13 protein-coding genes and 1 pseudogene are annotated in these 10,003 nt (G+C 67.6%); 13 read left to right on the plus strand and 1 reads right to left on the minus strand.

Going from position 1 to position 10,003, the window contains the following annotated elements; all coding sequences use genetic code 11:
- Positions 1-96 precede the first annotated feature (96 nt).
- The 4 genes from ACI3K3_RS21010 to cobJ are packed head-to-tail and all read left to right on the plus strand — an operon-like array spanning position 97 to position 3,330.
- Positions 97-1,212, plus strand: a complete 1,116-nt coding sequence (locus ACI3K3_RS21010) for a cobalamin biosynthesis protein CobG (protein WP_404917280.1) — start codon at positions 97-99, stop codon at positions 1,210-1,212.
- Positions 1,212-1,865 carry a precorrin-8X methylmutase gene (locus ACI3K3_RS21015; RefSeq protein WP_404917255.1) on the plus strand — a complete coding sequence of 218 codons (654 nt, stop codon included), beginning with the start codon at positions 1,212-1,214 and terminating at the stop codon, positions 1,863-1,865. The genes ACI3K3_RS21010 and ACI3K3_RS21015 overlap by 1 nt, the downstream gene beginning before the upstream one ends.
- Complete coding sequence (gene cobI, locus ACI3K3_RS21020) at positions 1,862-2,587, plus strand: precorrin-2 C(20)-methyltransferase (RefSeq protein WP_404917257.1); 726 nt, start codon at positions 1,862-1,864, stop codon at positions 2,585-2,587. Before ACI3K3_RS21015 ends, cobI begins: the two co-directional genes overlap by 4 nt.
- The gene (gene cobJ / locus ACI3K3_RS21025; RefSeq protein ID WP_404917259.1) at positions 2,584-3,330 is read left to right on the plus strand and encodes a precorrin-3B C(17)-methyltransferase; all 747 of its coding nucleotides are present in this window, start codon (positions 2,584-2,586) and stop codon (positions 3,328-3,330) included. The genes cobI and cobJ overlap by 4 nt, the downstream gene beginning before the upstream one ends.
- On the opposite strand, the gene ACI3K3_RS21030 is transcribed toward cobJ, so the two are convergent.
- Entirely contained in the window at positions 3,306-4,055 is a 750-nt protein-coding gene (locus ACI3K3_RS21030; RefSeq protein WP_404917261.1) for a cobalt-precorrin-6A reductase, read from the minus strand. The genes cobJ and ACI3K3_RS21030 overlap by 25 nt on opposite strands.
- Here ACI3K3_RS21030 and cbiE point away from each other — a divergent pair.
- The 9 genes and pseudogenes from cbiE to ACI3K3_RS21075 form a co-directional block, all read left to right on the plus strand.
- The gene (gene cbiE, locus ACI3K3_RS21035; RefSeq protein WP_404917263.1) at positions 4,054-5,259 is read left to right on the plus strand and encodes a precorrin-6y C5,15-methyltransferase (decarboxylating) subunit CbiE; all 1,206 of its coding nucleotides are present in this window, start codon (positions 4,054-4,056) and stop codon (positions 5,257-5,259) included. The genes ACI3K3_RS21030 and cbiE overlap by 2 nt on opposite strands.
- Positions 5,241-5,621, plus strand: a complete 381-nt coding sequence (locus ACI3K3_RS21040; protein WP_404917265.1) for a cobalamin biosynthesis protein — start codon at positions 5,241-5,243, stop codon at positions 5,619-5,621. The genes cbiE and ACI3K3_RS21040 overlap by 19 nt, the downstream gene beginning before the upstream one ends.
- The gene (gene cobM / locus ACI3K3_RS21045; RefSeq protein ID WP_404917268.1) at positions 5,618-6,427 is read left to right on the plus strand and encodes a precorrin-4 C(11)-methyltransferase; all 810 of its coding nucleotides are present in this window, start codon (positions 5,618-5,620) and stop codon (positions 6,425-6,427) included. Before ACI3K3_RS21040 ends, cobM begins: the two co-directional genes overlap by 4 nt.
- The gene (gene cobF, locus ACI3K3_RS21050) at positions 6,424-7,188 is read left to right on the plus strand and encodes a precorrin-6A synthase (deacetylating) (protein ID WP_404917270.1); all 765 of its coding nucleotides are present in this window, start codon (positions 6,424-6,426) and stop codon (positions 7,186-7,188) included. The genes cobM and cobF overlap by 4 nt, the downstream gene beginning before the upstream one ends.
- Before the next feature lie 65 nt (positions 7,189-7,253).
- Positions 7,254-7,478: a ParD-like family protein gene (locus ACI3K3_RS21055; protein ID WP_404917272.1), complete on the plus strand. Its 225-nt coding sequence runs from the start codon at positions 7,254-7,256 to the stop codon at positions 7,476-7,478.
- On the plus strand, positions 7,475-8,248 hold the full coding sequence (gene map / locus ACI3K3_RS21060; protein ID WP_404917274.1) for a type I methionyl aminopeptidase: 774 nt from the start codon (positions 7,475-7,477) through the stop codon (positions 8,246-8,248). The genes ACI3K3_RS21055 and map overlap by 4 nt, the downstream gene beginning before the upstream one ends.
- Positions 8,249-8,389: 141 nt before the next feature.
- Positions 8,390-8,797 (plus strand): hypothetical protein, encoded by a 408-nt coding sequence (locus ACI3K3_RS21065; RefSeq protein WP_404917276.1) that lies wholly within the window; start codon positions 8,390-8,392, stop codon positions 8,795-8,797.
- A gap of 89 nt (positions 8,798-8,886) precedes the next feature.
- On the plus strand, positions 8,887-9,639 hold the full coding sequence (gene yaaA, locus ACI3K3_RS21070) for a peroxide stress protein YaaA (RefSeq protein ID WP_404917278.1): 753 nt from the start codon (positions 8,887-8,889) through the stop codon (positions 9,637-9,639).
- Positions 9,636-10,003 (plus strand): annotated as a pseudogene (locus tag ACI3K3_RS21075) (short-chain dehydrogenase); the annotation flags it as partial. The gene yaaA and the pseudogene ACI3K3_RS21075, both read left to right, overlap by 4 nt.

The raw sequence follows: 10,003 nt of genomic DNA on the forward strand, positions 1-10,003 counted from the left end.
CGCTGCGCGAGGGGATGATGCGATGGGCGTCCTGTATCGACGTGTCCCGGGCTTGCGCCTGGGCAGGGGCCGACCGATCCGGCGGACTTGCGGCCGATGACGGCTTTCGCCTTGCGCGGATGGTGCCCCGGTGCCTGGCGACCGATGATGGCGGGCGACGGGCTCCTGGTGCGCGTGAAGCCCCGGCTCGCGCGATTGACCCGCCATGACGTGGAGGTGCTGGCCGACGTTTCGCACCGCTTCGGCAGCGGCGCGATCGACATCACCAATCGCGCCAACCTCCAGATACGGGGGGTCGGAGAAGACGACTGGCCGAAACTGCTGGGCGCTTTGGTGGCGGCAGGGCTGGTCGAGGGCGATTCCATGGCCGAAACCCGCCGCAGCCTGCTGGTCGCGCCAGACTGGCTGGAGGGCGACGACACCTGCTCGATCGCGACGGAACTGCTGGATCGCCTAGATGAATTCCCCCAGCTACCGGATAAGTTCGGCATCGGAGTGGATGCCGGTCCAACGCCGATGCTGGCCGCCTGTCCAGCGGACCTGCGCATCGAGCGCGCGGCGCGCGGCGGTTTGCTGCTGCGTCTGGACGGGCGCGACACCGGAATGGCCGTTCGCCGGGAGAACGCGGTGGACCGGCTGCGCGATCTTGCGCATTGGTTCGTTGAGACCGGAGGGCGCTCCTCAGGCCGTGCATCGCGGCACTGCGCGGCGCTGCCGGACTGGGCTGGCGGAACCGATCGGCCTGCCGTCTCTCGATCAACGATACCGCCGCCCGAAGGCTATGGCGTGCCATTCGGGCAGACGCAGGGCAGGGCTCTGGTTCGGTTGATGGATGCCACCGGAGCGGTCGCACTGCGGATTACGCCGTGGCGACGGCTCGTTCCGGAAGCCGCCTCGTTCCCCGATGTCGAGGGCTTCATTCGTGATAGCGGCGATCCGTTGCTGCGGACGGATGCCTGTCCCGGAGCGCCGCTCTGCCCTCAGTCCCGCGTCGAAACGCGCGAACTGGCGAGCAGACTGGCGCCCTATATCGAAGGCCGCCTCCACGTCTCGGGATGCGCGAAGGGCTGTGCCCGCTCGCGGCCGAGCGCGGTGGTGCTGACGGGCGGGGACGGCACCTTCGATCTGGCTTTCGATGCCCGTCCCGGTGATCCGCCGACCCTAGCCGGGCTCACCCCCGACCGAATTCTCGATCATTTCGGAGCCTGCTGATGGCCTATTCCTACGAGAGAGATGGCGCTGCCATCTATCGCCAGTCCTTTGCGACGATCCGCGCCGAGGCCGATCTCGGCGGTTTTTCCCCTGAAGAGGAGCGCATCGCTGTGCGCATGATCCATGCTGCCGGCCTAGTGGAACTCGCGCGCGACATCCGCTTTTCGCCCGGTTTTGCGCGTTCGGCGATCGCGGCTCTGGAGGGCGGAGCGCCGATCCTGTGCGATGCGCGCATGGTCAGCGAGGGCATTACGCGAGGGCGCCTGCCTGCCGGTAACGCCGTGGTCTGCACGCTTCATGACCCGGCCGTGCCCGACCTCGCCCGCGCCATGGAGAATACCCGCTCGGCGGCGGCACTGGAGCTATGGCGGCCACTGTTGCAGGGCGCGCTGGTTGCTATCGGCAATGCGCCCACGGCACTCTTTCATTTGCTGAACATGCTCGAAGACCCGGACTGCCCGCGACCGGCAGCGATCATCGGATGTCCGGTCGGCTTCGTCGGCGCGGCGGAGTCCAAGGCGGCGCTCTGGGCGGCGCGGCACGATTCCGGAGCTGGGGCCGGAGCGGTGCCGTGCTGCATCGTCGAGGGACGGCTCGGCGGCAGTGCGATCACCGTGGCTGCCGTCAATGCGATCGGGAGCGCTGCGGAATGACCCTGGGAACGGTGCATGGCGTGGGCCTCGGTCCGGGGGCGCAGGATCTGTTGAGCGTTCGTGCCGATCGCCTGGTGCGGGAGGCGCGCCATGTCGCCTTCTTCCGCAAGGCCGGAAGGCCGGGGCAGGCGCGGCGGATCGTCGAGGGGATGCTGCGGCACGACGCCGTCGAACATGCGATGGAGTACCCGGTCACCACCGAAATCCCCCTGGATGACCCGCGCTATAACGCCTGCCTCTCGCGGTTTTACGCAGGCGCCACCGAAAACCTGGCCCGCCTCGCGCGCTCGGGAGAGGACGTGGTGGTGCTCTGCGAGGGCGACCCGTTCTTCTACGGCTCGTTCATGCACCTCTATACCCGCCTCGCCGGAACCGTGCCGGTGGGGGTGGTGCCGGGGATCACCGGCATGTCCGGCGCCTGGACGGCCTGCGGCGCGCCGATGACCTGGGGCGACGACGTGCTCACGGTGCTCACCGCCACCTTGCCGGAAGAGGATCTGGCACGGCGCATTCGCGATACCGATGCACTGGTGGTCATGAAGATCGGGCGCCATCTCGCCAAGCTGCGCCGCGCCGTCGCGGCGGCCGGGCGCGAGGGCGAGGCCTGGCTGGTGGAACACGCCGCCATGGCCGAGCAGAAAGTGACGCGGCTTGGCGAGGCGCAGGCGGTGACGCCCTACTTCTCGATCCTGCTGATCCATGGACAGGGGCGCAGGCCTTGAGTGGCTGGCTTGCGGTGGCTGGACTGGGGCCGGGAAGCGCGGGGCTCGTCACCCCCGAAGTGGAGGCAGCGCTGGCAGAGGCGACCGACGTGATCGGCTATGGGCCCTATGTGGCCCGGATAGAGCCGCGCGAGGGCCTCAGCCTGCATCCCAGCGACAACCGGGTCGAGCTGGAGCGCGCGAGCCTTGCGCTCACATTGGCGGCAAGCGGGCGCAAGGTCGTCGTGGTCTCGTCCGGCGATCCGGGGGTCTTCGCCATGGCGGCGGCGGTGTTCGAGGCTTGGGAAGGAATGCCCGAATGGCGCGAACTCGACATCCGCGTGCTGCCGGGGATCACGGCCATGCTGGCCGCCAGCGCGCGCGCGGGTGCGCCGCTGGGGCACGACTTCTGCGCGATCAACCTTTCCGACAATCTCAAGCCGTGGTCGCTCATCGAGCGCCGCCTGCGCCTGGCGGCCGAGGCGGACTTCGCCATGGCCTTCTACAATCCGCGCTCGAAAGCCCGGCCGGGAGGGTTCGCGCGGGTACTGGAGATATTGAGGGAAGCCTGCGGGCCGGAGCGCCCGATCCTGTTCGCCCGCGCGGTTTCCACGCCGGAGGAGGCGTTGAAAGTCGTGACGCTTGGCGCGGCGCGGCCGGAAATGGCGGACATGCGCACGATGGTGATCGTCGGGTCTAGCCGGACCCGGTTGATCGAGCGGGCGAGAGGGCCGGTTCTCTATACGCCGCGGTGGGCTGAATGACCGAGCCAGTCCAGCACCGCCTCCACACTCTCGACCTCCCGGCGCGGCGGCAGGGGCGGGCGGTCGATCATCGTCACGGCAATGCCCAGTTCGCGCGCGGCGGTCAGCTTGGCCGAGGCGCCCGCGCCGCCCGCGTTCTTGCAGACCACCAGATCGATACGGTGGTTGCGCAGGAGATCCCTGTCGCCTTCCGGCGTGAAAGGTCCGCGATCGACCACCAGATGATGATCCGGCAGGCCCGGCGGCCGATCGGGCACATCGACGAAGCGCAGGAGGTAATGGTGCTGGGGTTGCGCCGCGAAAGCCTCGACGTGCATCCGGCCCAGCGCGAGCATCACGCGGCGCGGCGGCCCCGCAAGATCGGCGACTGCAGCGGCAAGGTCGGGAACCGGGTGCCAGCGATCCTCGGGAGCGGGCTGCCACGGCTTGCGGGTCAGCGCGATGAGCGGAATGCCGCTGGCCTCGGCAGCGGCGACGGCATTGGCGCTTATCGTCGCGGCGAAAGGGTGGGTGGCATCCACCAGATGCGTCGTGCCGCTTTCGACCATGTAACGCACCAGGCCCGCCGCTCCGCCGAACCCGCCGATGCGGATCGGCACAGGCTGGCTCCGGGGCGCAGAAACCCGGCCCGCATAGCTCAAGGTGGCTGCGATACCGTTGCTCGCGAGGGTCGCGGCAAGCGCGCTGGCCTCGGTCGTGCCGCCCAGGATCAGGACGCGGGTCATGTCTGAAGTTCCCCAAGAGGCATGGCTTACGATCGTCGGCATCGGCGAGGATGGATGGGCGGGCCTGTCCGAAGTGGCTCGCGCCGCGCTGGCGGAAGCCGAAGTCGTGACCGGCGCGGCCCGTCATCTCGGCCTGGTGCCGGGGCTTAGTGCCGAATGTCGAACATGGCCAGTGCCGTTCGAGAGCGGTCTCGGCGGGCTGGTGGCGCTGCGGGGGCGCCGCGTCGTCCTGCTGGCCTCGGGCGACCCTTTCTGGTTCGGCGCAGGTTCGGTCGTGACCAGGGGGCTCGACGCTTCCGAATGGATCGCGCACCCCGGCCCTTCGACGTTCACGCTGGCGGCTTCCCGGCTGGGCTGGCCGATCGAGGCTACCTCTTGCCTCGGCCTCCACGCCGCGCCGCTCGCGCGATTGCGGCCCTGTCTGGCGCCGGGGCAGCGGGCGATCGTGCTGCTGCGCGACGGTGCAGCCGTCGCCGGACTGGCGGGCTACCTTGTGGAGCAGGGTTTCGGCGCATCCTGCCTCTCCGTGCTCGAAGCGCTCGGCGGCCCGCGCGAGCGTATTCACCATGTGCGCGCCGAGGCCTGCGCTCTTGCCGGGATCTCCCACCCGGTGGCGGTGGGCATCGATTGCGCGGGCGCCGGAAAGGTCATGGCACGCGCTTCGGGCCGTGATGACGCGTGGTTCGCCCATGACGGCCAGATCAGCAAGCGCCCCATCCGCGCGCTGGCTCTTTCCGCCCTGGCGCCCCGGCCGGGAGAACTGCTGTGGGACATCGGCACGGGATCGGGCTCGATCGCCATCGAATGGCTGCTCGCCCACGGCGACATGCGTGCGATCGGCTTCGAGGCCGATCCGGAGCGCGCGGCACGAGCGATGGCGAATGCTGCGGCTCTAGGAGCGGATCACCTTTGCATCGTTGAAGGCGCTGCGCTGGAGATGCTCGATGGTCAGGCGTGCCCCGATGCCGTCTTCGTGGGCGGAGGACTGGATGAGGCGTTGTTGCGCAGGCTCCGGTGCCTGCCGGAGGGGACACGCATCGTCGCCCATGCCGTCACGCTGGAAACCGAAGCGCTTCTGGCCGCAGCCCATGCGGAGATCGGGGGCAGTCTGCTGCGGATCGAACTGTCGCAAGCGGCGCCGCTGGGATCTCGCAGAGGGTGGAAGGCGCATTATCCGCTTGTGCAGTGGAGCGCGACCTTGTGATCGTCGCCGGCTTCGGTTTTCGGTCCGGCGCCAGCCCGTCGTCGCTGGCCGATGCCTTGGCGCTGGCCTGCCGCCGTGTCGGCGCGATCGACGCATTGGCGGCACCGGCCGACAAGCTCGGCCTGTTGGAACCGGTGGCGCGCGAGCGTGGGCTGTCCATCATTCCCGTCGCGCCGGATGCTCTGGCGGCGGCGTGCACCTTCACGCAATCTCCAGTCAGCCTTGCCGTGCGGGGAACTGGCAGCGTAGCCGAAGCCTCTGCGCTGGCGGCAGCCGGTTCCGGCGCCTGCCTGCTCGTCACCCGCTGCATTTCGTCCGATCGCATGGCCACTTGCGCCATCGCCCAGGGAGCACAGACATGACCGTTCACTTCATCGGCGCCGGCCCCGGCGCGCCCGACCTTCTTACCTTGCGCGGGCGAGACCTGATCGCGTCCAGCCCGGTCTGCCTTTATGCGGGCTCGCTCGTGCCCACGGCGCTGCTCGACCATTGCCCGCCCGGCGCCCGCATCGTGAACACCGCACCGATGGATCTGGACGCGATCATCGCCACGATAGCCGAGGCTCACGCCGAGGGGCACGATATCGCCCGCCTCCACTCCGGCGATCTGTCGATCTGGTCGGCCATGGGCGAGCAGATCCGGCGGCTGCGCGCGCTGGGCATCCCGATCAGCGTGACTCCGGGCGTGCCCGCTTTCGCTGCCGCCGCCGCCGCGCTGGAGGCCGAGTTGACGGTGCCCCGGCTGGCGCAATCGGTGGTTCTCACAAGAACTCCGGGCCGGGCCAGCACCATGCCGGAAGCCGAAAACCTGGCCGCTTTCGCGGCGACGGGCAGCACTCTGGCGATCCATCTTTCGATCCACAACCTGCCTGGGGTGGTTGAAGACCTGGTACCGCACTATGGCGCGGGCTGCCCGGCGGCGGTGGTCTGGCGCGCAAGCTGGCCCGACGAACGCATAGTGCGGGCACCGCTGGACCGGATCGAGCAAGCGGTCGCCGGAACCATGGAGCGAACGGCGCTGATCCTTGTCGGGCCTGCGCTGGGCATGGATGCCGAGGGCCTGGAGATTGGCGCGACAGGCGAGAGCAGCCTCTACGCGGCCAATTACGACCGTCGCTTCCGGCCGCAATCTGCCGCCTCCCGCTTTGCCGTGGATAAGGACCGATGACGGGAGGTGTCGATCTCCACCTGATCGGTATCGGAACGGGCAATCCCGAACATCTGACGCTGGCGGCGGTCCGGGCGATGAACGCGGCGGACCTGATCCTTCTTCCGCGAAAGGGAGAGGCGAAGTCCGATCTGCTCGATCTGCGCCGGTCCATCTGCGCGCAAGTGCTGACCGGCATCACCCGCGTGGTCGAATTCGATCTGCCCGAACGCTCGGCGATCCCGCCTTATCTCGATGCCGTGGGGGATTGGCATTCGGCCATCGCGCGCGAGTGGGCGTGGCAGATGGACAACCACCTGCCGCAAGGGGGCGTGCTCGCTCTGCTGGTGTGGGGAGATCCGTCGCTTTACGACAGCACTTTGAGGATAGCCGAGCGGCTCCAGCAAGAGGGCCGGACACTGCGCATCCACGTCGTGCCCGGCATTACCAGCCTCCAGGCACTGACGGCCGCGCATGGCATTGCCCTGAACACGCTGGCCGCTCCCGTGACGATCACCACCGGGCGACGGCTGCGCGAACAGGGCTGGCCCAAGGGCGCGGACACGCTGGCGGTGATGCTGGATGCCGCCTGCGTTTTCGCAACCCTGCCGATGGAAGGGCTGCAAATCTGGTGGGGCGCCTATCTTGCCATGCCTCAGCAGTGCCTGATCGCGGGCGAACTCAGCGAGGTTTCAGAGCAGATCGTCGATCGCCGCGCCGCACTGCGCCATGAGAACGGCTGGATAATGGACATCTACCTGCTGCGGCGTGCGCATGACTGACATCTTGCAGGCTGTCCGGGTGTGCGATATGAACCATATATGATTCGTATATCCGGAGCGCCATGATGGGCATCGTCAACATCGAGGATGACCTGCACGACCAGTTGCGCAAGGCGAGCAAGGCGTCCTACCGCTCGATCAATGCGCAGGCGGCGTTCTGGATCAGGATTGGCATGCTCTGCGAATTGAACCCGCAACTGACCTTCCAGCAGATCGTCGCGCGGGAATTGCGGGATGCGGGCGTAGACGGCCGCCTACAAGGCGAAATCGCGGGTGAGGGCGTGCCATGATCAAGTCGGCTGAGGAAGTCGAACTCATGGCGGAAGCCGGGCGCCTGCTGGCATCGGTATTCTCGTTTCTCGACGGAGAGGTGCTCACCGGGCGATCGACGATGGACATCAACGACATGGTCGAGAAGATGATCGTCGATCGTCTTCTCGCGCGGCCTGCCAGCAAGGGGCAATATGGCTACGGCTATGTCCTGAACTGCTCGCGGAACGAGGTCGTGTGCCACGGCGTCCCGTCGCATGACGAATATGTGTGCGAGGGGGATATCGTGAATTTCGACATCACGCTCGAAAAGAACGGCTTTATCGCCGATTCCAGCAAGACCTACATGATCGGTGCGGTCGCGCCGCAGGCAAGGCGGCTGGTGCAGACCACGTATGAGGCGATGTGGCAGGGAATCCGGGCCGTTCGCCCCGGTGCGCGGCTGGGCGATGTCGGCCATGCGGTGGAGCGTCACGCCAAGCGGGCCGGCTATTCGGTAGTGCGCGATTATTGCGGCCACGGCATCGGCCGCGAAATGCACGAAAAGCCCGAGGTTCTTCACTTCGGTCGGCCCGGTACGGGCCTTCGCCTTGAGGAAGGCATGGTCTTCACGATCGAGCCGATGCTCAACGAAGGACGCAGGATGGTGCGGACCGAGGACGACGGCTGGACGGTCAGGACCGTGGACGGCAAACTCTCCGCTCAGTTCGAGCATACCGTTGCCGTTACCGGAGGCGGCGTGAGAGTGCTGACCCTGCGGCCCGACGAGAAAGCGCTCGCTCGGGCTTGAGCGTCAGGTTGGCCAAAGAGCCACGCGGTATCGTGCAGGAACCGGGCCGGGCCGTCGCTCGTTGCTTCACTTCAAACTGGCGCCGGGAGAGCGAGGATGTCATTTCCGAGCGACCTTGCAGACCGAAGAAGGACACCATCGATGAAACGCTCACGCCCACTTGCCCTGCTCGCTCTGGCCCTTGCTGCTGCGCCCGTGCCCGGAATTGCGCAAAGCGTGGCGGACATGGGCCTTCCCGATGCGCCCAAGTCGGACGGGGCGGCCAACAATCGTCCTGAAGGGCCGGACGCTGAAGCCCGGCGTAAGGCGCTGAACCAGGAGCAGGCGCAGGCGGCGCAGGCGCAAGTGGAGGACTTCAACGCTCGCCAGCGCGCGCGCGAGGCCACGATCGCGACGGAAACCGCGCGGCAGGAACGCGAACAGGCCGCTTTTGGCGAGGCCGTACGCCAGCACGAAACCGCCGTGCGCGATTACGAGGCTGCGCGGGCTCAGTGGGAAGCCAGCAATCCCTACTGCAAGCGCAATGATCCGGTGAAGTGCCCCCGTTGAGCCTTCGTTGCTGATCCGACATGCGGCAGCGGTAGCCCCGCGGCCGGCGAGGTTTGACGCCATCGCCGGCCCTCGCTACCGCGCGTGCGATGATCGCTCTCCTCTCCCCCGCCAAGACGCTCGACTTCGAGCGCGCCCTGCCGCCGCTTGCCGTGACGACGCCGCACTTTTCCGAGGAAGCGGCCAGCCTTGCGAAATCGGCGGCGAACCTTACGCAGAAGCGGCTTTCCGAGCTGATGCATATCTCGCCGCGTCTGGCCAAGCTGAATGCCGACCGGTTTCGCGATTTTCCCGATCTGCCCGAGCGTCAGGCGCTGTTCGCCTTCGCGGGTGACGTCTACACCGGGTTCGAAGCGCATACGCTGGATGAGGCAGGCGTGGCCTTCGCGCAGGACCATGTCCGCATGCTTTCGGGCCTTTACGGCCTGTTGCGCCCGCTCGACGCGATCCGGCCCTATCGTCTGGAGATGGGCACCCGCTGGGCTCCGCGCCACAAGAGCCTGACGGACTGGTGGGGGGACCGCATCGCGCAGTTCCTGCTGGAGCAGCTTGAGGAAGAAGGATCCAACGTGGTGCTCAACCTTGCCAGTCAGGAATACTTCGCCGCGGTCACCGGCAAGTTGCCCGGCGTCCGCGTGATCGAGGTGGAATTCCGCGAGCCCGGCCCGAACGGCCCACGTTTCATCAGCTTCAACGCGAAACGCGCGCGGGGCATGATGGCGCGCTGGCTCTGCGAGCATCACGTCACCGATGTCGAGGGAATGCGCGGCTTCGACAGCGACGGCTATCGGTTCGATCCCGCCGAGAGCGACGAAAACCGCTGGCGGTTCACCCGCGCATGAGCGGTGCCGCCCGGAACTCCGCCGTCGTCATAGGCGCGTCCGGCGGGGTCGGCGGGGCTTTCGAGGCGGCGCTGCTGGAGGAAGGGGCCTTCGACGTCGTCTACGGTTTCGCGCGGAAGCGAAGCGGGGCCGACCATCTCGACCTGCTGGACGAGGCGAGCATCGCCGCTGCTGCGGCGCGGGTGGCAGCCGGGCCGGCGCCAAGCCTGGTGATTGTGGCCACCGGATTGCTCCACGCCGACGATCTTGGACCGGAGAAAGCCTTGCGCGATCTGGATCCGGATTGGATGGCGCGGCTCTATGCCGTCAATGCGATCGGCCCCGCGCTTGTGGCGAAGCATTTTCTGCCGCTTTTGCCAAAGAC

The organism is Novosphingobium sp. ZW T3_23, assembly GCF_044987305.1.
Lineage (GTDB): Bacteria > Pseudomonadota > Alphaproteobacteria > Sphingomonadales > Sphingomonadaceae > Novosphingobium.